The following is a 24,727-nucleotide window of genomic DNA, read 5'->3' as shown; positions in this document are numbered from 1 at the left end:
TCAACTAACCCTTGATGCCGTAATGCTCAAGCATCGCATCCAGCTGTGGCTCGCGACCACGGAAGCGTTTGAACAGCTCCATTGGCTCTTCGGAACCGCCGCGGGTCAGGATGTTATCGAGGAACGACTGACCGGTTTCGCGGTTGAAAATCCCCTCTTCTTCGAAGCGGGAGTAGGCGTCTGCCGCCAGCACGTCGGCCCACAGGTAGCTGTAGTAACCCGCCGCATAACCACCCGCAAAGATGTGGCTGAACGCATGCGGGAAACGACCCCAGGCCGGGCCAGGGATCAGGGCAACCTGCTTCTTGATCTCCGCCAGGGTTTCGAGCACCTTCGCGCCCTGCTCCGGGCTGAACTCAGCATGCAGACGGAAATCGAACAGGCCGAACTCCAACTGACGCAGGATAAACATCGCCGCCTGGTAGTTTTTCGCTTCCAGCATTTTATCCAGCAACGCTTTTGGCAGCGGCTCGCCGGTCTCGTAGTGGCCGGAGATAAAGGCCAGCGCGTCCGGTTCCCAGCACCAGTTTTCCATAAACTGGCTTGGCAGTTCGACCGCATCCCACGGCACACCGCTGATACCGGCCACGCCTGCGGCTTCGATACGGGTCAGCATATGGTGCAGACCGTGACCGAACTCGTGGAACAGGGTGATCACTTCATCGTGGGTGAAGAGCGCAGGTTTGCCGCTGACCGGACGGTTGAAGTTACAGGTCAGGTAGGCCACCGGCTTTTGCAGCGAGCCGTCGGCTTTACGCATCTGGCCCACGCAGTCGTCCATCCAGGCGCCGCCGCGTTTGTTTTCGCGAGCATAGAGGTCGAGATAGAAGCTGCCGCGCAGTTCGTTTTTATCGTCATACAGCTCGAAGAAACGGACATCGTCGTGCCACACTTCCACATCGTTGCGCTCTTTGGCGGTGATGCCATAGATGCGTTTCACCACTTCAAACAGGCCGTTAACGGCTTTGTTTTCCGGGAAGTACGGACGCAGCTGCTCATCGCTGATGCTGTAGAGATGCTGTTTCTGTTTCTCGCTGTAATACGCGATATCCCACGGCTGCAGCTCATCGACGCCGAACTCCGCTTTGGCAAAGGCGCGCAGCTGGGCCAGCTCTTTCTCGCCCTGAGGACGGGCGCGTTTGGCCAGATCGGTTAAGAAGTCCAGCACCTGTTGTGGGTTTTCCGCCATTTTAGTGGCGAGGGATTTATCCGCGTAGCTGTCAAAGCCCAACAGCTGAGCCAGCTCGTGACGCAGGGCGAGGATTTCCGCCATCACTGGAGTGTTATCCCACTTACCGGCATTCGGACCCTGATCGGAGGCGCGGGTGCTGTAGGCGCGGTACATCTCTTCACGCAGGGCCTGGTTGTCGCAGTAGGTCATCACCGGCAGATAGCTCGGGATATCCAGGGTCAACAGGTAGCCTTCCTGTTCTTTCGCCTCGGCCTGGGCTTTCGCCGCCGCCAGCGCGCTCTCGGGCATGCCTGCCAGTTCGGCTTCGTCGGTAATCAGCTTCGTCCAGCCCATGGTGGCGTCCAGCACGTTGTTGCTGTACTGATTGCCCAGCTCGGACAGGCGGGTGGCGATTTCGCCGTAGCGCTGCTGTTTGTCTTTCGCCAGGCCGATGCCCGACAGTTCAAAATCGCGCAGGGCGTTATCAACCGCCTTTTTCTGGGCGATGTTGAGGGTGGCATAGTTATCGCCCTCACGGAGATCGCGGTACGCCTGGTACAGCCCTTCGTGCTGCCCAACCCAGGTGCTGTATTCCGACAGCAGCGGCAGGGTTTGTTCGTAGGCTTCGCGCAGCTCCGGGCTGTTTTTCACTGAGTTCAGGTGGCTGACCGGGGAGAAGATGCGGCCAAGCACATCATCCACTTCCGCCAGCGGCTGACACAGGTTTTCCCAGCTGTAAGGGCCCCCCTGCGCAACCACGCTTTCGACGGCGGTACGGCAATCGTCCAGTGCTTTGGTGACAGCGGGAACAACGTGTTCAGGCAGAATGGAGGAAAACGGTGGCAACAAAAAAGGCGTCAGTAATGGATTGGTCATTAGCACTGTCCTGTTAAATGAGTGAATGAAGCGCGCATCCTGCGCGAGCATATTGTTTCCAGGATGGGGTTAAGTGTAGTGAATTTCAATGGCTGAGGTGACAGAAAAACGCCCGCCAGGGCTGCGCTTACCAGGCCTGCGGGTAATCTGCACCTTTCTGCTGTAAACTGTGGCCAATCGACATTATCGGAACACATTTACCCATGCTCAGTTATCGCCACAGCTTTCACGCGGGCAACCACGCCGACGTTCTTAAACATACCGTTCAGAGCTTGATTATTGAGGCCCTTAAAGAGAAAGATAAACCTTTTCTCTATCTGGATACCCATGCTGGCGCGGGCCGCTATCAGCTGAGCAGTGCACACGCCGAGCGTACCGGGGAATACCTCGAGGGCATCGCCCGTATCTGGCAGCAGGACGATCTGCCGGCAGAGCTTGAGCCGTACATCAACGTGATTAACCACTTCAACCGCAGCGGCCAGCTACGTTACTACCCGGGCTCACCGCTGATTGCCCGCCAGCTGCTGCGCGAGCAGGATAGCCTTCAGTTAACCGAACTGCACCCGAGCGATTTCCCGCTGCTGCGCTCTGAATTCCAGAAAGACAGCCGCGCACGCGTGGAAAAATCGGACGGTTATCAGCAGTTGAAAGCGAAGCTCCCGCCGGTGTCCCGTCGCGGCCTGGTGCTGATCGACCCGCCGTATGAGATCAAAAGTGACTATCAGGCGGTGGTCGCGGGCATCCACGAAGGTTACAAACGCTTTGCCACCGGCACCTATGCCCTGTGGTATCCAGTGGTGCTGCGCTCGCAAATCAAACGCATGATCAAGGATCTGGAAGCGACAGGCATCCGTAAGATCCTGCAAATTGAACTGGCGGTTCTCCCGGACAGCGATCGACGCGGCATGACCGCCTCCGGCATGATCGTGGTTAACCCACCGTGGAAGCTGGAAGCGCAGATGAATAGCGTCCTGCCATGGCTGCACAAAAAGCTGGTTCCGGCCGGTACCGGCCACGCCACCGTCAGCTGGATCGTGCCTGAGTAATCAGAGCCATCGATGGAAACTATTGATTTCAGGTATACAATCGCGGCAATTAACGATTAAGGATAAGACCATGACTAAGCATTATGACTACATCGCTATCGGCGGCGGCAGCGGCGGCATCGCCTCGATTAACCGTGCGGCCATGTATGGCCAGAAGTGCGCCCTGATTGAAGCGAAAGACCTCGGCGGCACCTGCGTCAACGTCGGTTGTGTACCGAAAAAAGTGATGTGGCATGCGGCGCAGATCCGTGAGGCCATCCACCTGTATGGCCCGGACTATGGTTTTGACACCACCATCAATAACTTCGACTGGGATCGTCTGATCGCCAGCCGTACCGCCTACATTGACCGCATTCACACCTCTTACGACAACGTGCTGGGTAAGAACAACGTTGATGTGATCCGCGGTTTCGCCCGTTTCGTTGATGCGAAGACGATCGAAGTGAACGGCGAAACGATCACTGCCGATCATATCCTGATCGCCACCGGCGGTCGTCCGAGCCACCCGTCTATTCCGGGTGCGGAATACGGCATCGACTCCGACGGTTTCTTTGAACTGCCTGCTCTGCCAAAACGCGTTGCCGTTGTGGGCGCGGGTTATATCGCCGTAGAGCTGGCGGGCGTGATTAACGGCCTGGGCGCAGAAGCGCACCTGTTTGTGCGTAAGCACGCTCCACTGCGCAGCTTCGACCCGCTGATCGTTGATACGCTGGTGGAAGTGATGAATGCAGAAGGTCCGCATCTGCATACCGAATCTATTCCAAAAGCAGTCGTCAAAAACGCCGACGGCAGCCTGACCCTGGAGCTGGAAGATGGTCGCAGCCAGACCGTTGATTGCCTGATCTGGGCTATTGGCCGCGAACCGGCAAACGACAACTTCAACCTGGCCGCCACTGGCGTGAAAACCAATGAGAAAGGCTACATCGTTGTCGATAAGTTCCAGAACACCAGCGTGCCGGGCATTTACGCGGTGGGCGATAACACCGGTGCGGTTGAGCTGACGCCGGTCGCCGTTGCCGCGGGTCGTCGTCTTTCTGAGCGTCTGTTTAACAACAAGCCGGACGAGCACCTGGACTACAGCAATATCCCGACCGTGGTCTTCAGCCACCCGCCAATCGGCACCGTCGGTTTAACCGAACCGCAGGCGCGCGCGCACTATGGAGATGACCAGGTGAAAGTGTATAAATCCGCCTTCACCGCCATGTATACCGCCGTAACCGCTCACCGTCAGCCGTGCCGCATGAAGTTAGTCTGCGTCGGGCCGGAGGAGAAGATCGTCGGTATTCACGGGATTGGCTTCGGTATGGATGAGATCCTGCAGGGCTTTGCGGTGGCGCTGAAAATGGGTGCGACCAAGAAAGACTTCGATAATACCGTGGCGATCCACCCGACGGCGGCAGAAGAGTTTGTCACTATGCGTTAATGCAAAGTAATAAGCCCGGCGCCTTGCGCATACATGAAAACTGGCAGTTTACTGCCAGTTTTTCATTTACGGTCTCAGTAAAACGTTAATTCCACGGGTCGACACGTCATTATAAAAAAGTTATTACGACTCGTTAAAACGTATTATTTAATAAAACAAAGAGTTCTGAATCAGTTTGTACCCCGAGTTTACGCATTGCATTACATTTATGCGCACTGATAGTTTTGATACTTAATTGCTTCATACTGGCAACTTGCTGCAAATCCATCCCGTTAAACAGATGCTTTAGCACATCCGTTTCACTTCGCGTTAATCTGGATAACACCGTCTCATTTTTCTGGTTAATACGGCTGAGATCGCTGCAGATTACAGGGCTTAATACCCGCTTGTGGGCAAACGCTTTTTTGAAGAACCCTTCTGTATCTTCCATTGACTCACCGCGCGCGATCACGCTGAAGTTTTGTTGATTGAGTAACTTCCACAACGCGTTGCAGTCATGGCAGAACGTGTATACCACTACGTTCAAGTCGGGATAATGCGACCCCAGACGTAAGAGAATATCCAGTCCTTGCTGCAGATCTTCTTCTGCGCTTTGCAGATCGGTAACGAGAATATCCACGGACTGGTACATCATTGCTTCTGCGATTTTGCCCAGGCTCGACTCTTTGATCTGGATATCGCAGGTCGGATCAATAGTCTGAATGAGTGTCGATAGTCCGAAAAGTGACAGAGGTTGGCTATCCATCAATGCGACCGTTCGCGCAGGTGAGTAAGATAAATTCATAACGTCGTTACTCCTGACTGAGCCGGAGTTTCCCCCACAGGTTCATATGCACCATCTTTAATGGCAAACAACGGGGCCAACTTTTGCCATCCAGGTGCCCTGAGCAAAGAGTTCGCTGTCATTATGAAAACCCAGTTTCACCATTGCATTACGCTTATGTGTGCTCACAGTTCGGATATTGCGATGCATTGTCTGCGCCACTCGAGAAACACTCTGACCTGAGAAAAGACAGGCAAGCACGTCCAGCTCCCGGGCGGTCAGCGACGGATAGGCTGGTGTCGCTTTGGAGAGCAGCAGTTTTGCTCTTGGGCTCAACCACTGAGGTTTTCCGGACAACGCGTTGGTGACACACTGTGCCAGAGCCAGTACTGGCTCTTGCTTCAGTAAAATGCCGCTGACCTTCGATGACACCAACAGCTCAAGAACACGATGATCGCTAAAATCAGTACAAACTATAATTTTCATTAAAGGGTGTGAGTCGTGCAGATGGGCTAACAAACGCAACCCATCAAGCATAAGTTCCTTTTCACCACAGAGATCCATGATAAGCAACTTTGGCAACATGCTGTCGATGCACTGCGAGATCCCGGCGAGATTTTGGACGTAGTTTACAGGCGCGGTGAGCCCACAGGACTGTGTTAATACGCGTTTGATACCCATTGCAGTGACGGGACATGCGTCCATGATCAATACGCCTTTCCTTACTGTATCTGAGGGAGAGGTGCATGATGCAAAAGGGTCAGATGTTGAGCTATCTACACTGCTCATCTTACTTTCCTTGAATTCTTAGTAGCGTTCCGCGCGGAAGTTTGACCGAGAATGCTGCTTTAATTTACGTGCGGAAACGTCCTGTTTCCGCACTGACTTCTTTTACTGGTATACAAAGCTAAGCTGTACGACACCGTTGATGTCACCTGGTGTCGCTTTACCCGCCGAGCTGTAAGCACGGGCCTGCATATTAAAGGTTGTGCCATTGGTCTTGGAATCAATGTCCTGAACCATCGTCGAGCCATTTCCCAGGGATGCACCTGCAGCGCTTTGCAGCTCGATTTGCACCTCAGTCGCGGATCCGGTGTTTTTGTACATTTGGGTTTCGGTGGTATCCGGCGTACCGTTCAGCGTCATGGTGGCTGACGTCGTCGTTGCAGGGCAACTATTCACTTCAATTGCAATAGGTTTCCAGGCAGTTGCCGAGCCTGCCGTAATCAGGGAAGAAGCTTCAATACTCTGCCCCAGATCCACATTTACACCGCCAGTAGGTACGTTGATAGTGCACGGCGAGGCTTTAATGGTACCTGTAATGTTCAGCTGAGTATCAGCAATAGCTGAATGCGACGCTATAACGGCCACCAGACCCAGAAGTAACGCTGGCGCTTTTCGCTTGTTCGTCAATAAAAACGTTGATTCCTTCATCATTTTCCCTTACCGGTTTTCCGGGTTTATTGTATTTCAGCACGGATAGTGGCTGTTGCGGTGAAGTCACCCGTCTCAGGGGCTTTACCAGTGGTATTAAATGGAAATAAGCTGATCGCCGATGTTCCCACCTGACTGCTGTAGTCCATTGTCAGCGGTAGCTCCCCGCTCTGAGGGGCGACAGGCGCTCCGGCAGGGTCCTGAATTCTGACACCAACATCTTTATTGGTTGTGGCCAGCGCAGTGGGGTCGGTCGCATCTGGGGTGCCCTGGAAAGTGAGGCTGACTTTCACCCCATCTGAAATGTTGGTGCACGCCACATCAAAGTTGACGGTTTTTGGCGTGAAGTTTTTGGCCTTTTCCCCTTTAGTGGAAATATTCCCGGACAGGATGTCGCCGAACGGCACGTTAATCACTCCGCCGCCATTAATGACGCACGACTGAGGCACTGTCACCGTTCCGCTCATCCAGACGACTGAGACTGGTGTAGGCGACTGCGATGTGCGGTCAGTAGCAACATACACATCAACCAGTTTGGTCAGAGGTATGGTTTGTACCCCGACAAATGGCCGTATGAAGTAAAGGGATACAGACCCTTTCGATCCCGTGCTATAGACGGCGAAGCTACAGTTTTGATCCTTCGACTGTTTATTAGTGGTGCTTGTGAACGGTGTTGGCACTTCCTCTCCAAGATTCCCTCCAACGAATACTGAAGTGGCTGCAGCCAGATAATCATTGATACGGAAATAATGGAGACTACCATCGCTATAGACCTCCCCAGTATCCGGCACTTTTGCCGTGATAAAAGCTTCGGTATATTGGCCAGTACAAGCACAGACTACGCCGTAGTCCTGGTTTAGGTTCCACTGATAGGCATTCTGGACTACCCTTCCTGCGGTGTTTTCCGTCGGATTATCTAACCTGTAGTCCATTATGAAGTTAAAGGCTTTTGTTCCTACTTGCGCCTCACACGTTCCCGCCCTGGCAGTCATGCTCATCATCCCACCCGCCAGCAATAGGCAGATCAACGCACCGTTTTTTCCACCCAGATAACGGCGAAATAGATTGCGGCGTGAAGTGGCCTCTGCGAAAAATTGATTCGTACAATCGTTCATTTCCATATCCCGCCTTACCGGCAGTCTCCGTTGATAAGTTGAATTCCAGGTGTGGTTGATAAGCTGTAGCTCACCCGGCAGGTCTGATCCGCTCTGCTGCCCCATGTCACCTTGAGCGTTCCGCTATCGGACATACCCGACAGATAAACCTGTCCACCATCGCCGACAATGCTGCCCCCGTTCTTTTTGTCGTCTTCACGACTCACGGTTGCACCAAAAGGAACAGCCTCACCGTTAGCACGGATCAGCGTCATCAGTGCACGTTGACCAACGTTCGGATTAAAGTCTGCACGCACCACCGCCCCGCGGGTTGGGATCACCGACGCACTGGTCAGGGTCATATCCACATCGTCTGGCAAGGTTGCGGTATCGAGAGAAATTTGGTTACGACGGTACGCGGTGACGTAAGGGACAACTGCATAGCCACGCCAGTCCGTTTTCACACCGGTATTGCTGGTGATACTTACATCGTCTGCACCCGGAGCCTTAACTAATGCCACCGTTTCGCTCAAGGGTTGCGAAAGGGTCACGCCGTTTTCATGCAGCAGAATGCCGCCTTGCAGGCCGTAATCCATGCGTCGCTGACTGCGGTCATATCCATAACCCACATTCACTTCACCGTAGCCGCCTTTATAATCTGCACTGGCGTAACCGTTAGCACCTTCCCCTTGAGAGGTGTATCCCTGACTGATGCTGTAATTCAGGTTGTTATCAGGCAGCGCCGTACCACTGAGGCCGATGTTTTGTGAAGTGTTACCATTTTCACTGCTATTGAGGTTGTAGGTGGCGTAACTGCCTGGTAACCATTGGTCTAATGAGACACTGACGTTTACCGCTACAATTTGATCGGTGTAGTAAGTCCGTTTGTTTCTGCTATCCAGACCATTGCGGTTATAGGTGTAGTTAATCCCATAAGCGATCCCTTTCCAGGAGTTGTTGTAACCCACACCGGCAGATTCGGTAGAACGGTTGTTGTTCCAGTATTCTTCTTTCACCAGATTCAACGAGAGTGCGCCCCCCTCTTTCCACAGGTTCTGGCTAAGGGTCAGTTCAGCACGGCTCTTTTTATGATCGCTGGAATAATTGTTTCCTCCGGCATAGCTATCCAGCGCCTCTTGCAGGGTATAAAACCCGGAAGTGGAATAGCGATAGCTGGCAAGACTGAAGTTAGTACCGGTTTCAACGAAGCTTTTGCCATAGCGCAGTCGGTAAGATTGTCCGCTGTCTTTGGCCATATGCTCTTGCTTGGTCCACGCCTGCGTGATATCGGCGGAGAGTGCACCGATGATGCCAAGGTTTTTACCAAAACCCATTGCCAGCGACTGGTATTTACTCGCGGCCTGCGCCCCACCATAGATAGTGACACCGTGCGGCAAACCGTAAATTGCAGTCCCCTGGGTAAACATGGTCTTTTCGACCTCATCGTTATATGAGCGGTACTGGCCACTGGTGATACTGTATTTCAGATGTCCTTCACGCTGAAGTACTGGCACGGAGGCAAAAGGCACGACCATGGTACGTTCGGTACCATCGGCTTCTTTAATTGTTACGTTAAGGTCACCACTGCCCGCCGTCGGGTAGAGGTCAGAAATGGCAAATGCGCCGGCAGGAACGTAGCTTTGGTAGATGACGTAGCCGTTCTGGCGAATGGTGACTTGGGCGTTACTCTGGGCAATACCTCGAACCACGGGCGAATAGCCCTTCATGCTATCTGGCAGCATGTCATCGTCAGAGGCCAGCTGCACGCCGCGGAATGGCACAGTATCGAAAATATCCGTGGGTGAGTTGCTGTCGCCCAGGGTCAGCTGAGCTCTTAATATCTGAATGTCACGCTGGAGATAGGTATTGATTGAATCCCAGTGCTCATTGCCCTTGCTGTCACGGTTCCAGGTTGAATAATTGCGAAGGCGCCAGGCACCCAGATTCGCCCCTGAACGCAAGTTCAGGTAATAGGTATCAGAGTCACTACCGTCACTATTTCGCGCATCCGTGTTTGCGCCGCTGAAGCTGTAATTCATCAGCAAGGCAGGGATCCCTGAATCCCATTTATCGGGAGAAACGTAACCGCGGGCCTGAGAGCTTAGCGCCGCCTGAGGTATGCTCAGATCCAGGCGTTGCTGGTTGAAGCGGAAATCAGCAGAGGATTTCGCTATCGCGCCGGTAAAATCGGCGCATTCATCAGAAGCTTTCAGGCTGCGGAACATCCCTAATCTTACGCCCATATTCTGAAGCAACTCACCGCTCAGACATGGCTGGAGACTTTGTTTCCCGGAAGCATCCGTCGCCAGAATAAATTTTACATCCCGACTGTCGACTTCCATCCCATTGAGGTAAATATCGACACGGTAAGTACCCGGAGGCTGCACCGCCCCGTCTTCAAATATAGATAAATCCGCATTGCCCTGGTTTGGATTATCAATTTCAAGTAAAGCGGGGTTAAAATATCCCGCAGCGTTAGCCAGTCCCGTCCCGCTCATTAACATGGCTATCTGGCATGTTACCAATAAGGCAAGACGAGAACGTGAAAAACCTCTCGAAGTATGGCTCTTCGTTATATTGTTCATTTTTATTTTTCCATTTGTTAACGCAGCTTGGATGACTAACGTTTTATTGACTTCCTTGTTTAATCAACGAAACAGAACTCCGACAATGGAGATCAGAGACTGGCAGACAGAACTTTACTGATGCCACCGTAATCATTGATAAACTGCCAACTCAGCGAACCTCCCGCCACATTAGCTGGTAAATCAAAACTGGCATCCGATTGCGGCGCCACCATGGTGACGTTTTTCAGCGTAGAACCATTGATTTTAACGTTGAAAAAAGTGATGTAATGCGGAGAGGGATTGGTTACCTGAAGCCGGTTCCCTGCCCGTTTCCAGGTCAAGCTTTTCGCTGACTCATCCAGCGTGCTTTTAACCCCGGCAGGACGGAAAATAAGTTTGATACGGGTTTTCACCGCAATTTGCAGCGTGTTTTCTCTCTTCTCTGCTGAAGGAATCGATTTGATGTTTAACCAGAACAGAGATTCTTTATTCTCTGGTAGATTGCCCCCGGCACGCACTACACGCAAAATATTTTGCTGGTTAGCGTCCAGTCGGAATAAAGGTGGAGTAACAACAAAGGGAGCGTTTGCCGCTCGTGTGCCCTGCGGTGTATCCCCACTATCCACCCATGATTGAATGAGATAGGTATTATTATCAGGATTACCGACATTAATGGATGACTCTTTCTTTCCGCCGTCATAGACCAGACGTGTGCCACCTACGACAATACCAGCCTGCGCCGTTGTACCAAAGGCGATTAATAATGCTGCCGCTACTGTAGCGCGCCATGTTTTCATGCTGTCCCTGCCTGTCTTAACCGTTTAAAAAAGACCAGAGGCAGGAAATGCCCCCGGTCTGATTTAGCTCAGCGGAAATTACTGATAATCGATAGTGAACTGAGTTACAGCGTTCGCTTTACCTACTGTAACGCTGTCAGTCAGGGAGATATAACGTGCGGTGAAGTCCAGTTTGTTTTCGCCAGTGCTCACCAGGGTATAAACGGATGAGTCTTCGTACAGTGGCATCACTTTGTTCTGGTTGTCAGAAATCTGGATACCCACGCCAGTTGCAGTATCGGCACCAGCAGTCAGTGCCAGTACGCTGTTATCACCAGGGACCTGGTTACCGTCGAAACGCACGGTCGCGCCGGTCACGGATTCTGGGCAGTTTTTCAGTACCAGTGTGAATTTCTTAGCAGCTGCCGTAGCACCCGCAACAGGGAATTCGAGACGATCAATATTACCCATCTGAACGTCCTGGTTTTTTGACGCAGCATCAACCACACAGACGTTATCGGTAATGGTACCGATGAAGTTTACAGAACCACTAGCAGCAATAGCAGAAGAAGCAAATACAGAGGTAGCCATCAGTGCAACAGCAAGAAGATTCTTTTTCATTAAATGTATCCCTATTAACAATGTATATCGATGTGCCTGAAACCGGATATCGAATTACTTTTGACAAAGCCGTATGTCATTCCTTTCATTTAGTTCATGAAGTTTCCGACTTCATTTAATAAATTCGTTGTATGGTATTATCCAAACACACAATCCATTTTGAACTAAATTGGCGCTAAATGTAGTGAGCTGGATAATTGATGTCAATACTGGCTCCCGCAACCCGGACTAATTTATTTTTAAGATATAAACTTCAATGCGTTACAGCACTCCACTGTATCGTATCATTATTAACCTTCTCGGTTATTTCTTATATTCACCAAGCTTATTTATTCATTAAAATTCAAACCACTCGCCCTTCAAGATAACTACCCGCACATCATCACTATACATACTCTACATTTTTACTTTCCTTTCGTATATCCACTACACTCTGAACATTTCGATAATATATAGCGCTGTATTATATATGAATTATCCTTAGTCTTTAAAACCTGTCAACTTAGTGAAAATCATCTTCACACTGGAACCGTTTAACCCGATGACCTTACACACCTGCCGGTGTCAAAAGTGAAAAATAACATCCTATGTCATCATTATATGTTACACAGTAAAAGCATTAATAATGCTTCCCTGCTTAAAGATATAACTGAATTTAAAAGTGATTATTTAACCATTGGATGGAAATAGTACTTTCTACCGCATTATCTAACAGCGCTGCTACTGATCTCACGGATGCAATGATCACTATAAAAACCCATAAAAATCAATAGCAAAAAAACTTCAAAGGGTGTTTTGCACCATAACATTACGCAATCCCGTTACCGCAGATGGAGCCGGATGGTATAGATTTTTTTCGTTTACCTGATGATTTAGAAAAATGCTTAATATTACTTTTGCGCAATGGAGTTTTAAGATCTTAGTATTGCTATTACCCTCTCTGCTCAGCCGCTTTCTAAACCTCCCTTTGAAGAGAAACAAAAAATCATCTACGTTAAATATTAATACTTATCAAGGTCGTGTAAAAAAAATAAAACAACCAATGACGATGAAAACTGTTAATCAACCTGTACGAAACAGGATTGCTAATTACAATAAAAATATGATTTTAAACTTCTTAAATTTAAAAAAGAGAGATTTGGTGGTGTTAACAGCCTGGTTAAAACATCAAATAACAATCAAACCACCTCTTTATCTTCCATACTGCAAACAAATAGATGGTATTTACTCCCTATGAATGGCACGTTACGCAAGGAAATTTCTTAGAGGTTTGCTGCTTTTTTTGTGATTCAGCAGCTTATTTTCTTCAAATTAAGGCGGTTTTCGCAGGCAGGGACTTTACACATCAGTAAAAAAAGGACGCATAGCGTCCTTTTTATGGAAAATATTCTGTCAAGGTCCGGATCAGGCGGAAAGACCCCCGTCCAGAATAAGCGTTTGCCCGGTCATATAAGTACTGTCATCGCCGACCAGCCACGCCACCGCCCCGGACACTTCTTCTACTTTTCCGAAGCGTTTCATTGGAATGGTCTGACGCAGCGCTACCCGCTTTTCTTTGGGCATATCGGCCATAATTTCAGTGTCGATATAACCGGGCAGCAGGCAATTGACCCGCACGCCAAAACGCCCTAACTCCACCGCCATTGTCCGTGCCAGACCAATCATTGCTGCTTTGCTCGCCCCATAGGCGCTTTGCCCACTGTTACCTTTCACACCGGTAACGGAAGACATCATCACCACAGAACCTCTGCCCTGCATCATCATCGGTTCGATCAGCTGATGGTTCCAGTAGAAGATGGCGTTCAGGTTGGTATCCAGCACTTTGCGCCAGTTATCGGAGTTTTGGTGGATGTGCAGAGCGTCGAGCGTGATACCCGCATTATGCACAATCGCATGAGGCGCACCATATTGCACCAACAACTCGCCAGAAAGACGAAATACGGCCTGTTCGTCACTTCCGTCACATTGATAGCTTTCTACCCTGCCCGGTAATCCCGCGCAGGCCTGCTCTACTTCCAGGGCCGCATTTTCATTCTGACACCACGTGAACACCACGTTCCACTCTTTTGCCAGGCGCAGCACCGTGGCACGCCCGATCCCCCGGCTTCCACCGGTCACTAAAACCCATTTATTGCTCATGATTTAGTGACTTTTATCGCTGAGGTACTGGCATAACTCACGCAGCGTCATGTTGATGTTATCCACGAACAGCTCGGATTCCACGGTGACACCAAACTCTTTTTTGGCCAGCACCATCAGTTCCACATAATCCAGGCTATCGAGTTTCAGTTGATAGAGCGGCATATCCGGATTCAGATCGTCCATCTCCAGGTCCTTCGCGTCGCATAACATCTCACAAACCTTGCTGTAAACTTCATCAAATTGCGTCATGTTTTATTCCTTTAATTCAGACATCTCAGATGTATGTTGAGATTGATTGTTTTTTGTTGAAGATCCGGGTCGGTTAACCCACCAGCGGACTGGCTTTTAAGGTAACTGTGACAGACATGAGCGGCTCACCGGCGCTCCAGGCCTGAATGTTGGCCAGTAAAACCAGCCCACTGTTTTTTTCACCCATCACCAGCGTCGGCTGGATACAGTAATCCAGGGATTCAAGTCGCTGACTTTCCTGCCACGGGCTCAACAGACGTGGAGAGAAATGCGTTTCATGGTGGGTCTGTACGACCTGTACCTGGCTGAAAACGTCACTCAAACTGGCAGCCTCAGACTGAGGGATAATACTGTGCACGGTTTCCAGCGTAGCCGGGTCATTTACCATCTGGCGGAACAACAGCGCGTCAAGAAAGTTCCACAGGGGTGCGGCCTGGCTCTGCACGGCAAGAAAGGGGGCGTAAAGCGCTGCCAGTGTTTCTCCATCGAGCGTTTTCACCTGCGTGATGGGCGATAAATCCAGTGCATGGTTACTGGTCAGTTTGCTGCTCATACCGATCTGCTGCGTATGAGCATTCAGCAATTTCCCGCTAACCTGCACCTGTTCATTGCGGCATGTTTCACCGACGGATAATTGATAGGGCGTTCCGCACGCCACCGGCTCACGCAAACGACAGCTAAACACCAGGCCGCAGGATGCTGACGCGTGTTTTTCCAGCGAAGCACTGAGCGCAGATTTTACATCCAGCATCGCGCGCATACCGTGTACGCATAATCCGTCCATGCCAAGTTGCTTCGCCTTCGCAACGTCAAAATGAATCGGATTATAGTCACCGGAAAATTCCGCCCAGCGTTCGGCATCACGCAGACTGTAGTTCAGGAACATTATTTTCCTCGCCCGATAACCAACGCCGCGTTTGCCCCACCAAACCCAAAACTCAGATTGAGCGTGGTATTGAGTTTCGCCGGACGATGCACATTCGGGACATAATCCAGATCGCATTGCGGGTCGGACGCATCAAGGTGACAGGTCGCAGGCACTATCTGATGTTCCATGGCCTGAAGGCATAAAATCGATTCAAAACTGCCTGCTGCTGCGATCAGATGGCCAGTGTAGGATTTGGTGCTCGAACATGGCGTCACATAGGCCGCCTCACCCCGGGCAATCTTGATCGCCTCAGTTTCATTAAGATCGTTGAGCGGTGTTGAGGTGCCGTGAGCGTTGATGTAATCCAGATCGCTCGCAGTAATGCCGGCCTGTTTAAGCGCATTGCGAATAGTCTGTACCCGCGCAATTTTATCCTCAGCCGGTGCGGTAAAATCACAGGCATCAGAGAAACTTCCGTAACCCAAAATTTCGCCCAGAATATTAGCCCCGCGCGCGATAGCAGATTCACGCTCCTCCAGACACAACACCGCCGCGCCCTCACTCAGCACAAAGCCGTTGCGATGGGGGCTGAACGGGCAGCAGGCACGCGTGATGTCCTCCTGCTCGCTGGCCAGCGCGCCCAGCACATCGATATTCCATACTGCTGAATCGGAGCGTAGAGATTCACCCGCGCCAGCCAGCATCATGCTTGCGCGGCCATTGCGGATCACTTCGAATGCATCGCCAATCGCGATCGTGCCCGTCGCGCAAGCCGCCACCGGTGTATTTTGATAGCCACGCAGCCCCCAAAGAAGGCTGACCGCTGCCGTGGATACGTTAGGCATCGAGAAAAAACAGCCAAAGGGTGAACCGACACCGGTACGCAGGTAGTCATCGTAGTATTGCTGCGTCTCGTCCTGGCCAGCCCAGCCGGTGCCCATGATGACGCCGCAGTCGCGCAGATCGTAATGCTGCTCTGGCTTCTCATCGCCAAACGCCATCTGCATGGCTTCACGCGCAGAGGCCAGAGTCAACCGCGCATAGCGAGGCAGCCGACGTCTGATCGCGGCAGGTACGCCTTTGAGCGAAGGCTCCTCATCAATGAGGCCATAAAAACGGGATTTAATCCCGGCGGCTGATTTATCGCAGTAACGATAACCAACCTGGTAATCCATGATGGCTGCCCAGCTCTGGGTGGAATTCATACCCAGCGGCGTCACCGCACCATAACCGGTGACCACAACCCGACGCGGCGCGCCCCTTGTCTGTGAAACGTCGATGTCCATAACTTATCCTTGTTTCTTCATCGTACTATTTTCCCCGCCACCCAGCGCCAGCCAGAGTTTCATCGTGGAATACAGATAGTTATATTGAATTTGTACCAGCGTGTTCTCGCTGTTCAGTAATGCATTCTGTGCATCAAGCAGCGTCTGATACGCCACGGAACCATGACGATACTGGCTTTCCACCAGCGCCAGACGTTGCTTGCTCAACGCCAGATCCTGCCATTGCCGCAACTTTTCCTGCTGCCAGGTCAGGCGCTGTGACATCGCGTTGTCGATGTCCTGCAGTGCACTGTAAGAAGCACTTTTGAACTGAATCGCCGCAGTTTGTACATCCAGACCAGACTTTTCGATGTTCATCTGCACCTGATTCCACTGAATAAAAGGCAGATCGAGTGCAGAACCGAGCGTTCTGGCCGGATTGCTGAACCATTGCTGGAATATTGCGGCTCCCGCATTCAGGGACGCATTCAGCGTCAGGGACGGATAAAAACTCAGTCGCGCAACATCAGAACCCGCCAGCGCAGCACGCAGTCTCATTTCAGCCGACTGCACATCCGGCCTTTTAGCGATAACCTCCAGCGGCAAACGCTGCGCCACCAGCACGCTTTGTTGAAGATCCAGCGCCTGCCGCTCCGCAGGATATTGCCCAGGGGGGCGGCTGAGTAAGATTGCCAGCGCATTACGCGTCTCATCACGCTGTTGAGATAAATCACGAAGGCTATTTTCACGGCTCAACACCGTCTGCTGCGCCTGCAAATAATCAAGCTGCCCCAGGTCACCCGCCTTCCAGCGGGAGGTCACCGCGATCAGGGTTTCCCTGGCAATAGCTACACTTTGCTGCAGATTATCGATCTGTTGATTCAGGCTTGCTATCTGCCAGTACAGTTGTGCAGTGGTGCCAATAAGCGTTAATGCAGTAGCGTGTAAATCCTGTTCGGATGCTTTTGCCAGCCACTCGGACTGCTCACGCGTGCGGGCCAGTTTTCCCCACAGATCCAGCTCATAAGAGGCCGAAAGTGAGCTATCGTAGCTTTCCGTTGGGGTTGTGGCGTGATCCAGATTTTTGCTGTTGCGGGCCGCGCCACTGACAGCAAAATCGGGCGTCAGATTAAGGTTGGATAACCCCGCAGTCAGCCGCGCCTGGCGCAGTTTTATGCCTGCCAGCGCCAAATCGTTATTGCTTTGCAAGGTGGCTACGATCAGCCGCGACATCTGCGGGTCGCCAAAATTATCCCACCAGTGCGGGGAAAATTGCGCAACGCCCTCGCCAGTATCCGGTACTCGCCAGCCGTCCGGTATCGACAGCAACGGCTGTTGATAGTCACTTTTCAGCGCCTGACCACAGCCGGTCAAAATAAGTGCCGTCGCCACCAGTGAAAGTACATGTCGTTTTTTCATTCGCGAGCCAGCGCCTCTGTCGGATGCAGACGTGCAGCATTGCGCGCCGGGAAAAAACCAAATCCGAGGCCGATCAACGCGGAGAACCCGCAGGCCAGAAGGATGGGTGGCCAGGTGAAAATCATGGTGAATTCCTGGGTAACCTGAGAAAAAATCAGCCCCGCGACACCGGATCCAATAATGCCGATCACGCCGCCAAGCGTACAAATCACCATCGCCTCAATCAGAAACTGACGCATTATGTCTGCAGGCCGGGCACCGACCGAGAGGCGAATACCAATCTCATGCGTCCTTTCCGTCACCGACACCAGCATAATGTTCATCACGCCCACGCCGCCCACCAGCAGCGAAATACCTGCAATCGCGGTGATCAGCAGCGTCATGGATTCCGACGCCTTGCGGATCGTCTTCGTCAGTTGATCGTTGGTCATAGTGAAGAAATCTCGCTTGCCGTGTACTGAATCCAGCAGTTGCTCGACGTTCCGCTGGGCGAGCTCTATCGGATAGTCTTCGGCGATGCGTAAGGTGATGGACTGCAACGGCATATCACCCGACATACGCTCCAGCATTGAGGTGTAGGGGATCCAGGCGCCGGGCTGCTCACCGATATGCTTCGGTCCTTTTTTAGCCGCCACACCGATAACCCGGTAAGGCACGCCGGAAAGTTGAATAATTTCGCCCACGGACGCCTTTCCATCAGGAAACAGCGTGCTGCTGACGTTCGGATCGATGATGATCACCGGCTCACGTTCGTCCAGATCGCGGGAGGAAAACGAATTTCCACTTATGAAATTCAGCCCCTGCACGCGAAAGAATCCGTTGCTGACACCCGACAGGGAGACAAGAACCTGCTTCCCTCCCTCAACCACCACTACCCTTTTACTTACCACCGGCGAAAGGCTGTCGATGTACGCCTGCTTGCTAAGCAGATCCACATCATCCAGGGTCAGCGAACGCTCAAAATCCGGACGAGGTTTATCCCAACCCTGGCCAGGCCGAATTTCGATGGTGCTGGTGCCGAGCTGACTTATCTGACTGAGAATGCTTTGCCGCGCCCCCTCGCCCACGGCCATGGAAGACACCACGGAAGAGATGCCGATAATGATGCCGAGCATAGAAAGAAAGGCGCGGACCCTGTGTCCAAGTAAAGAGCGCCACGCCATGCGCACCGCTTCTTTTATACTCTCCCCGACAGGCGTTCGCCCGGTGGCGGCAATCGCCGGTAATCCCTGAGATTTCACCTGGGTCATGACGGGATTAATGTGATCAGCGACAATCTTGCCGTCGTGGATTTCGACAATCCGCTGGCACTGTTCGGCAATACTGCGGTCATGGGTCACGATGATCAGCGTGTGTCCGGCCTGATGCAGGCCATGCAAAATGGTCATCAGCTCCTGGCCGCTCGTACTGTCGAGCGCGCCAGTCGGCTCATCCGCCAGAATCACCGACGCGCCGTTCATCAGGGCGCGAGCAATACTGACGCGCTGCTGCTGTCCGCCGGAGAGCTGAGCAGGCCGGTAATGCATACGTTCACCGAGACCCAAACGAGTCAGCAGGTATTCCGCGCGCGCTTGCCGAGCAGCGGCGGGCATGTCGGTATACAGCGCAGGAATGGTGACGTTTTCACTCGCCGTCAGATAGGGCATCAGATGATATCGCTGAAAGATAAAGCCCAGATATTGACTGCGCAGCTGCGCCAGTTGCTCGCTGCTCGCCACCTGCGCAGGGATACCCATGATGCGCATTTCGCCTTCCGACGGTTGATCCAGACAGCCGAGAATATTCATCAAGGTGGATTTACCGGAACCCGATGCGCCGATGATGGCCACCATTTCACCGGCATCCACGCGCAGGGAGATATCGTTCAGCACGGTGACCGCCGCGTTGCCCGAACCAAAATGGCGTGAGATATGTGAAAGTTCAATGACCGGGGAATTAGCCATTTGCCGTCCCTGCCTCATTTTGCACGATCGCCACATGCTCACCTTCGCTGAGGCCTTCCTTCACTTCAACAAACTGACGATCGTTGATGCCTACCTGGATCAACCGCTTCTCGATCGCATCACCTTTTATGACCTGCACATAATAGCTATCGCGCCCTTGCGGCTGGCCAAGCGCCATCATCGGCAGACGCAGCACATTTTTTGCCTGCTCGGTGACAATAAAGACCTGCGCCGTCATTGACGTGCGCAGTAGATGCTCCGGGTTGGGCACGCTGAAAACACCGTTGTAATAGACGGCAGAAGATTGCTGCGACTGAGCACGCGTGTTGTCGTCCTGCAGAGCCTCGTTCGGCGCATCCTGCAGGATACCCATTACGCTTTGGTAGCGACGTTTAGGATCGGCGACAACGTAAAACCACAGCGGCTGGCCGGGACGTACTTTCAGAATGTCCGTTTCTGAAATTCGCGTTTGCACGGTCATCGTATCGACATTCGCCAGAACCAGAATGGTCGGGGCAGTCTGTGAGGAGACGACGGTTTGCCCCTCTTTGGTCACGATGCCCAGAACCTGCCCGTCCACGGGCGCCAGGATCCGCGTATAGCCGAGATTGGCTTTTGCCGTTTCCAGCGCCATCTGCGCCTGTATGATCTGTGACTGGTTAACCTTAATCTGCGCTTTCTGGGTATCGACCTTGGTTTGCGCATCCTCGAGATTGCTCTTTGTCCCCGAACCGTCGCGATCCATCCGCAACTGGCGTTTCAGCTCAAGTTGATACTGGATAAGCGTGAATTGAGCGGCCTCTTTTTGCGCGACAGCGCTGACCAACGCGGCTTCAGATTTCCGCAGTTCACTCTCTTGCAGGGTCGGGTCGATTTCAGCCAGTAACTGACCTTTGGTGACACGATCGCCAGCGTTAACATACAGTTTTTTTAATTGACCGTTGACCTGCGCCCCGACATTCACTTGCACAGAAGGTTTGAGGATCCCGGTTGCCAGTACGGTCTTTTCGATATCGCCACGCTCAATTACCACGGACGCCTGAGGGGCAGCGGTACTGGACACCCTGACGTACAGAGCTACTGCGCCAGCAACCAGCAGGATAAGCACCAGCGTCGCCAGTGCATAGAATCCCTTGCGGTGGCGGGTGACCATCAGGAGTATCCGCTTGATTGAGTCGTTCACGCCGGTACTCCGTCAGGCACGATAGCGGAGATAAACTCCTCCTGCGCCGCGTGTACACGGCCATTTTTCATTGTGAAAACACGGTCAAAGAGGGGGAGCGCAGTTTCACTGTGAGTAACAGTGATCAGGGTTTTTCCGTATTCATGGCAATGGTCAATCAGGGTTCGCATCACCTGCTGCGCAGTCTGTTCATCCAGATTCGCGGTCGGCTCATCCAGCACCATCACCGGGCAATCGCTATACATCGCGCGCGCCAGCATCAGGCGCTGACGCTGACCCAGGGACAGCGCGGGATGGCTTTCGCGGATCAACGCATTTTGTTTTCCTGGCAGACGGTCAATCACCTCTGTCAAATTCAGCCCGTGCAGTGATTTATCGATACGCAGCTGCTTTTTCGCATCGTACTCACGATCGAACAACGAGATGTTTTGCAGCACGCTGGCGTTAAATAAGATGTCCTCCTGACTTTGCAGGAAGAACAGCTTCTGCGCCTGACGGCTGGTGACGGGATGTCCATCCACACGGATTTCGCCTGCCTGAGGTTCGATCATCCCGGTGATGACTTTCAGCAATGTACTTTTCCCCGCGCCAGACTCACCGACAATGGCCAGTGTTTCCCCCTGGTGCAGCATCACTGACACCTGGTCGAGAACCGGTTTACCGGGATCGTAAGCAAACTGCAGCGCACGGTAGTTGAGCTGCTGACTAAAGTGCACGGGCTGCAGTACGGGGTCGTGACCCTCTTCTTTAACCGGCGGGAACAGATCGGCCGCGCGCGTATCGATCACGTGCAGCTGATTTTTGCGCAGTACCGAAAAGAAAATTTGTGTGATGTAAGCCGTGAAAATCTGGCGTACGAAGCTATAGGCAAAGAACTCGCCCAGTGAGATGAGGTTTTCTTTCAGCAATGGCAACGCCAGCAGCATGAAGAAGACCATCTCAAGACTGCCGATTAACTGATACAGACTGCTCTTAACCTGCTCATACACTTTCTGTCTCTGGCGGCAGTCAAACAGGGATAACGCATACTGAGCAAAGACGGTTTGACGATAGCTGTGTAATCCGGCGGATTTCAGCGTGGCGAAGCCCTGAATGGTTTCCAGTAAAAAGTCGCTTTGTTCGGCGCTTTTCACCTGGATTTGCTGGGTGTAATAGCGGTCACGGAAAATCGCCCATATGCTGACTAACCCCATCAATGTCACACCAATGGCGGAAATGCCTGCAAGCAACGGACTGATGTAACACATCACCGCCAGCGCAATCACGCCAACCACCCAATCCACGCGCAGGCCATTATCCAGCTCAATTTTTTGGGCTGCCGCTAGTTGCCAGTTCGAGAAACGACTGTAGATCTCACCGGGACTGCGCTTTTCGAAGTAAGACAGTGAGTTAGTCAGAAGACGAGCAAAACCACTTACACTTTGCATGACCACAAAACGTTTGATAACGCGTTCGGTTACGCTGCGGACAATGAAGGCCAGCAGCGTCGAGACGACGAAGGCCAGCAGATAATAAAAATACGGAAAGTCTATTTTACCGGCGGAAGAAAAAACGTTGTTAATCGCAGAACTGACCATCACCGGCATAATGAATAAGGTCAGCGAGACCAGAAATGCCAGCATCATTAACCGGTAAATGCCGGGAATGTCTGCCGTCTGCTTCAGGCTCATGCACTCCAGCGCACGAAAACGCCGCGTACGTTTATCTTTCTCAACGGAGGGAGTAGCGATCCCGGCTTCCCTGTCGAGCACCAGCGCATAACCGCTGATTTCAGATTTCAGCGCGGCAACAGGTAATAGCTGTTCGCCAATAGCTGGATTCATCACACACACGTAGCTCCCCTGGCGATAGGCCAGCAGAACATAATGGCTCGCACCGTAGTGCAGAATGGCGGGTAAAGGGATTTCGGCGAGTTCATGCAGATCGAAAACCACCGGACAGGCAGGGATCGCCAGCTCAGACAGGATGTCGCACATGGTGGAGAGCGCGGTACCGTGGGCAGATGCCGGGAAACTTTCGCGTAGCGTTTCAAGAGGGGCATTGATGCCCTGGGTTTCCGCCAGCATAGAAATACAGGCCAGCGCACATTCGTTGGTTTCTGCCTGATAAACCATTTTAGGAATAATATTGTCCATAATCGACATCTCAGAACGCCCTGTTCTCTGTAGTAATATCTCAGCACTGCTTTTTATTCATATTCAATCGTTAATGAAAAACAGCGAGTGTGAATGCCATAACATCCAGTCAGTTGAATGATCACGAATGCTTTGTTCGATAATGCGCGGCATTTCATCTTTTAATTTTTTAGCCGAAACAGGCTCATGAATATAAATCTTCAAACCTTTATCATAATAAAGATGATAAAAGACCACCTTTGCTGACATTATTCTCGCCAGACGGATAATACCGCTGTGTAAACTGGCTGCGCGATCAAATAGCTGACAGCTTAATTTCTCCGCTTTATCTTTGCTGGCAAACTGCGTAAAGTCCGGGGTAATATCCGGAAATAAAATAATATTCCGCTGGTTATCCGCCGCGTCCATTACCGAAGCCATCAGGTTTCCGGCAATGTTTTTGTTGCCTTCATGAATTGAACAATAGGTGATATCCAGACCACCCAACTGCCGTTCGGCCGCCGAGTGAGCGTCGGCACTGCGTGACGTAATCACCGTTGCTTTCCCCGGGAAAGCAGAAGCACCGACCATCGTGCTCAGAATGTCCGAAACCATGTGCAGCGGCGCGAGGATCACTGGCTGGCCTGCACGTTGCAGGGGTTCAACGATAGCATTGAGCTGTGCAGAACAGTCGGCAAGCTCTTGCAATGCCCATTGATTCTGCCCGTACGTCACCGCCTGTACCAGCAGCTGCCGTCGCTGAGTCAGCCAGATGTAGTCAAATTTCTTGTTATCATTCAGCAGGCAGTGTCGGTTAGACTGCGCAACGATAGCCCGTAATTTCAGATCGCGTGATGTTAGCCCCAGAAAACGGCTGACATGTGAGAAGGCAAAAATGACGCGATAATGAAGGTGCCGGAATAATAAACAATGTCCCCTGTAGGCAATTACCTTGAGTTTATAAAAACACCACTGACATCTGACAGTGATGTTTTTCCAAAACATGGCGCACCACAGGGCGAAGAATTTCATTATTCCTCCGGCACCTGATGGCTTTCTAACATGGAAATTAATTTATCAGCGAATGACGGAAAGTCCGTATCCTGAAGAGCAACCCATTTTTTATCCACAATGTATGCCGGAGTGGCATTCACATTATAATATTTGGTAACGCGAGTCATATAATCAAGAAGGTTTTTCACCTTCTCGGATTGGCTCACTTTGTTATATTCATCGATATTGATTTTATTGTCTTCCAGCCACGCTGTGCGTTTTTCCGGATCGCCTAAATCAATCTTTTTCTTGATAACCGCATCATAAGCGCTTTGGCGATACGTCTCTTCAATACCCATTACCTGCAAGGTGGCAAAGACCGGTGCAAAGCGCGCTAACCCATTTTGGGTATCGAGGCTGTAATGAAGGCGTACCAGCTTCGTGCCTGCTGGCATACGTTTTTCCAGCGCGTCCACATTCTTTTCATTGCGTTCGCAAAAATGGCAACCATAAGAGAAGATTTCAATAATATCCTCCCCGGCGCCGATCGGGCTCGCGTCGACCTCTTTCGCTGACAGTGACACCAGTGAATTCTGGCTGGAATCATTTTTTTGATTTAATACAAAGTTTTGGAACCAGGCAGTGGTGATCAGCGCTGAAATAACCGCGACAAAAACAGTATAAAGCAGAATGGGAAGTATTCTTTTTTTCATAGAAGGTTGTTCGCTCTGAAAACAATATTACGATTCACTCAATGAAATGAGTAAACAGGCGTTGCAT

The 24,727-nt window shown here is 51.7% G+C and carries 21 protein-coding genes; 3 read left to right on the top strand and 18 right to left on the bottom strand.

Annotated elements, in window-relative coordinates; genetic code table 11:
• Positions 1–4: 4 nt before the first annotated feature.
• Positions 5–2,047 (bottom strand): oligopeptidase A, encoded by a 2,043-nt coding sequence (gene prlC / locus LG383_RS20210; RefSeq protein WP_225760018.1) that lies wholly within the window; start codon positions 2,045–2,047, stop codon positions 5–7.
• Between the two features lie 203 nt (positions 2,048–2,250).
• Between prlC and LG383_RS20205 the strand changes: the two genes are divergently transcribed.
• Together LG383_RS20205 and gorA are read left to right on the top strand one after the other, a co-directional pair.
• Complete coding sequence (locus tag LG383_RS20205; protein ID WP_225760017.1) at positions 2,251–3,093, top strand: 23S rRNA (adenine(2030)-N(6))-methyltransferase RlmJ; 843 nt, start codon at positions 2,251–2,253, stop codon at positions 3,091–3,093.
• 70 nt (positions 3,094–3,163) lie between these two features.
• Positions 3,164–4,516, top strand: coding sequence for a glutathione-disulfide reductase (gene gorA, locus LG383_RS20200; RefSeq protein WP_225760016.1), 1,353 nt, complete (start codon positions 3,164–3,166; stop codon positions 4,514–4,516).
• Between the two features lie 133 nt (positions 4,517–4,649).
• Here gorA and LG383_RS20195 read toward each other — a convergent pair whose 3' ends face one another.
• The 7 genes from LG383_RS20195 to LG383_RS20165 all read right to left on the bottom strand — a co-directional run bounded on the left by LG383_RS20195 (position 4,650) and on the right by LG383_RS20165 (position 11,771).
• Positions 4,650–5,300 carry a LuxR C-terminal-related transcriptional regulator gene (locus tag LG383_RS20195; RefSeq protein ID WP_225760015.1) on the bottom strand — a complete coding sequence of 217 codons (651 nt, stop codon included), beginning with the start codon at positions 5,298–5,300 and terminating at the stop codon, positions 4,650–4,652.
• Between the two features lie 57 nt (positions 5,301–5,357).
• Positions 5,358–6,068, bottom strand: a complete 711-nt coding sequence (locus LG383_RS20190) for a response regulator transcription factor (protein ID WP_225760014.1) — start codon at positions 6,066–6,068, stop codon at positions 5,358–5,360.
• A gap of 102 nt (positions 6,069–6,170) precedes the next feature.
• A complete protein-coding gene (locus LG383_RS20185; protein WP_225760013.1) occupies positions 6,171–6,716 on the bottom strand; it encodes a fimbrial protein in 546 nt (181 codons plus the stop codon).
• Between the two features lie 23 nt (positions 6,717–6,739).
• On the bottom strand, positions 6,740–7,834 hold the full coding sequence (locus LG383_RS20180) for a fimbrial protein (protein ID WP_225760012.1): 1,095 nt from the start codon (positions 7,832–7,834) through the stop codon (positions 6,740–6,742).
• Between the two features lie 8 nt (positions 7,835–7,842).
• Positions 7,843–10,392 carry a fimbria/pilus outer membrane usher protein gene (locus tag LG383_RS20175; protein ID WP_225760011.1) on the bottom strand — a complete coding sequence of 850 codons (2,550 nt, stop codon included), beginning with the start codon at positions 10,390–10,392 and terminating at the stop codon, positions 7,843–7,845.
• Positions 10,393–10,484: 92 nt separating this feature from the next.
• Positions 10,485–11,171, bottom strand: coding sequence for a molecular chaperone (locus LG383_RS20170; RefSeq protein ID WP_225760010.1), 687 nt, complete (start codon positions 11,169–11,171; stop codon positions 10,485–10,487).
• 78 nt (positions 11,172–11,249) lie between these two features.
• Complete coding sequence (locus tag LG383_RS20165; protein ID WP_225760009.1) at positions 11,250–11,771, bottom strand: fimbrial protein; 522 nt, start codon at positions 11,769–11,771, stop codon at positions 11,250–11,252.
• A gap of 880 nt (positions 11,772–12,651) precedes the next feature.
• On the opposite strand from LG383_RS20165, the gene LG383_RS20160 reads away from it, so the two are divergent.
• Positions 12,652–13,008 (top strand): hypothetical protein, encoded by a 357-nt coding sequence (locus LG383_RS20160; RefSeq protein ID WP_225760008.1) that lies wholly within the window; start codon positions 12,652–12,654, stop codon positions 13,006–13,008.
• A gap of 167 nt (positions 13,009–13,175) precedes the next feature.
• On the opposite strand, the gene LG383_RS20155 is transcribed toward LG383_RS20160, so the two are convergent.
• The 10 genes from LG383_RS20155 to LG383_RS20110 all read right to left on the bottom strand — a co-directional run bounded on the left by LG383_RS20155 (position 13,176) and on the right by LG383_RS20110 (position 24,660).
• Positions 13,176–13,910, bottom strand: a complete 735-nt coding sequence (locus LG383_RS20155; RefSeq protein WP_225760007.1) for an SDR family NAD(P)-dependent oxidoreductase — start codon at positions 13,908–13,910, stop codon at positions 13,176–13,178.
• Between the two features lie 3 nt (positions 13,911–13,913).
• Complete coding sequence (locus tag LG383_RS20150) at positions 13,914–14,162, bottom strand: acyl carrier protein (RefSeq protein WP_166184609.1); 249 nt, start codon at positions 14,160–14,162, stop codon at positions 13,914–13,916.
• A gap of 73 nt (positions 14,163–14,235) precedes the next feature.
• Entirely contained in the window at positions 14,236–15,048 is an 813-nt protein-coding gene (locus tag LG383_RS20145) for a MaoC/PaaZ C-terminal domain-containing protein (protein ID WP_225760006.1), read from the bottom strand.
• Positions 15,048–16,316 carry a beta-ketoacyl-[acyl-carrier-protein] synthase family protein gene (locus LG383_RS20140; protein WP_225760005.1) on the bottom strand — a complete coding sequence of 423 codons (1,269 nt, stop codon included), beginning with the start codon at positions 16,314–16,316 and terminating at the stop codon, positions 15,048–15,050. Before LG383_RS20140 ends, LG383_RS20145 begins: the two co-directional genes overlap by 1 nt.
• Before the next feature lie 3 nt (positions 16,317–16,319).
• Positions 16,320–17,714 carry an efflux transporter outer membrane subunit gene (locus LG383_RS20135; RefSeq protein WP_225760004.1) on the bottom strand — a complete coding sequence of 465 codons (1,395 nt, stop codon included), beginning with the start codon at positions 17,712–17,714 and terminating at the stop codon, positions 16,320–16,322.
• Complete coding sequence (locus tag LG383_RS20130; protein ID WP_225760003.1) at positions 17,711–19,657, bottom strand: ABC transporter permease; 1,947 nt, start codon at positions 19,655–19,657, stop codon at positions 17,711–17,713. The genes LG383_RS20135 and LG383_RS20130 overlap by 4 nt, the downstream gene beginning before the upstream one ends.
• The gene (locus LG383_RS20125) at positions 19,650–20,810 is read right to left on the bottom strand and encodes an efflux RND transporter periplasmic adaptor subunit (protein ID WP_166185531.1); all 1,161 of its coding nucleotides are present in this window, start codon (positions 20,808–20,810) and stop codon (positions 19,650–19,652) included. The genes LG383_RS20130 and LG383_RS20125 overlap by 8 nt, the downstream gene beginning before the upstream one ends.
• 26 nt (positions 20,811–20,836) lie before the next feature.
• The gene (locus LG383_RS20120) at positions 20,837–22,975 is read right to left on the bottom strand and encodes a peptidase domain-containing ABC transporter (protein ID WP_225760002.1); all 2,139 of its coding nucleotides are present in this window, start codon (positions 22,973–22,975) and stop codon (positions 20,837–20,839) included.
• 63 nt (positions 22,976–23,038) lie between these two features.
• On the bottom strand, positions 23,039–23,986 hold the full coding sequence (locus tag LG383_RS20115) for an ABC transporter (RefSeq protein WP_225760001.1): 948 nt from the start codon (positions 23,984–23,986) through the stop codon (positions 23,039–23,041).
• A complete protein-coding gene (locus LG383_RS20110; RefSeq protein ID WP_225760000.1) occupies positions 23,986–24,660 on the bottom strand; it encodes a DsbA family protein in 675 nt (224 codons plus the stop codon). Before LG383_RS20110 ends, LG383_RS20115 begins: the two co-directional genes overlap by 1 nt.
• Between the last annotated feature and the right edge of the window lie 67 nt (positions 24,661–24,727).

The organism is Leclercia sp. Marseille-Q4284, assembly GCF_916618945.1.
Taxonomy (GTDB): Bacteria; Pseudomonadota; Gammaproteobacteria; order Enterobacterales; family Enterobacteriaceae; genus Enterobacter; species Enterobacter tamurae.
Note: the sequence above shows the minus strand (reverse complement) of the source record. Positions and strands in the feature narration are given on the sequence as shown.

Excerpts from the sequence above, each read along its gene's own strand:
- prlC (WP_225760018.1), bottom strand. The coding sequence starts at position 2,047 with ATGACCAATCCATTACTGACGCCTTTTTTGTTGCCACCGTTTTCCTCC.
- LG383_RS20205 (WP_225760017.1), top strand. The coding sequence starts at position 2,251 with ATGCTCAGTTATCGCCACAGCTTTCACGCGGGCAACCACGCCGACGTT.
- gorA (WP_225760016.1), top strand. The coding sequence starts at position 3,164 with ATGACTAAGCATTATGACTACATCGCTATCGGCGGCGGCAGCGGCGGC.
- LG383_RS20195 (WP_225760015.1), bottom strand. The coding sequence starts at position 5,300 with ATGAATTTATCTTACTCACCTGCGCGAACGGTCGCATTGATGGATAGC.
- LG383_RS20190 (WP_225760014.1), bottom strand. The coding sequence starts at position 6,068 with ATGAGCAGTGTAGATAGCTCAACATCTGACCCTTTTGCATCATGCACC.
- LG383_RS20185 (WP_225760013.1), bottom strand. The coding sequence starts at position 6,716 with ATGATGAAGGAATCAACGTTTTTATTGACGAACAAGCGAAAAGCGCCA.
- LG383_RS20180 (WP_225760012.1), bottom strand. The coding sequence starts at position 7,834 with ATGGAAATGAACGATTGTACGAATCAATTTTTCGCAGAGGCCACTTCA.
- LG383_RS20175 (WP_225760011.1), bottom strand. The coding sequence starts at position 10,392 with ATGAACAATATAACGAAGAGCCATACTTCGAGAGGTTTTTCACGTTCT.
- LG383_RS20170 (WP_225760010.1), bottom strand. The coding sequence starts at position 11,171 with ATGAAAACATGGCGCGCTACAGTAGCGGCAGCATTATTAATCGCCTTT.
- LG383_RS20165 (WP_225760009.1), bottom strand. The coding sequence starts at position 11,771 with ATGAAAAAGAATCTTCTTGCTGTTGCACTGATGGCTACCTCTGTATTT.
- LG383_RS20160 (WP_225760008.1), top strand. The coding sequence starts at position 12,652 with ATGCTTAATATTACTTTTGCGCAATGGAGTTTTAAGATCTTAGTATTG.
- LG383_RS20155 (WP_225760007.1), bottom strand. The coding sequence starts at position 13,910 with ATGAGCAATAAATGGGTTTTAGTGACCGGTGGAAGCCGGGGGATCGGG.
- LG383_RS20150 (WP_166184609.1), bottom strand. The coding sequence starts at position 14,162 with ATGACGCAATTTGATGAAGTTTACAGCAAGGTTTGTGAGATGTTATGC.
- LG383_RS20145 (WP_225760006.1), bottom strand. The coding sequence starts at position 15,048 with ATGTTCCTGAACTACAGTCTGCGTGATGCCGAACGCTGGGCGGAATTT.
- LG383_RS20140 (WP_225760005.1), bottom strand. The coding sequence starts at position 16,316 with ATGGACATCGACGTTTCACAGACAAGGGGCGCGCCGCGTCGGGTTGTG.
- LG383_RS20135 (WP_225760004.1), bottom strand. The coding sequence starts at position 17,714 with ATGAAAAAACGACATGTACTTTCACTGGTGGCGACGGCACTTATTTTG.
- LG383_RS20130 (WP_225760003.1), bottom strand. The coding sequence starts at position 19,657 with ATGGCTAATTCCCCGGTCATTGAACTTTCACATATCTCACGCCATTTT.
- LG383_RS20125 (WP_166185531.1), bottom strand. The coding sequence starts at position 20,810 with ATGGTCACCCGCCACCGCAAGGGATTCTATGCACTGGCGACGCTGGTG.
- LG383_RS20120 (WP_225760002.1), bottom strand. The coding sequence starts at position 22,975 with ATGGACAATATTATTCCTAAAATGGTTTATCAGGCAGAAACCAACGAA.
- LG383_RS20115 (WP_225760001.1), bottom strand. The coding sequence starts at position 23,986 with ATGAAATTCTTCGCCCTGTGGTGCGCCATGTTTTGGAAAAACATCACT.
- LG383_RS20110 (WP_225760000.1), bottom strand. The coding sequence starts at position 24,660 with ATGAAAAAAAGAATACTTCCCATTCTGCTTTATACTGTTTTTGTCGCG.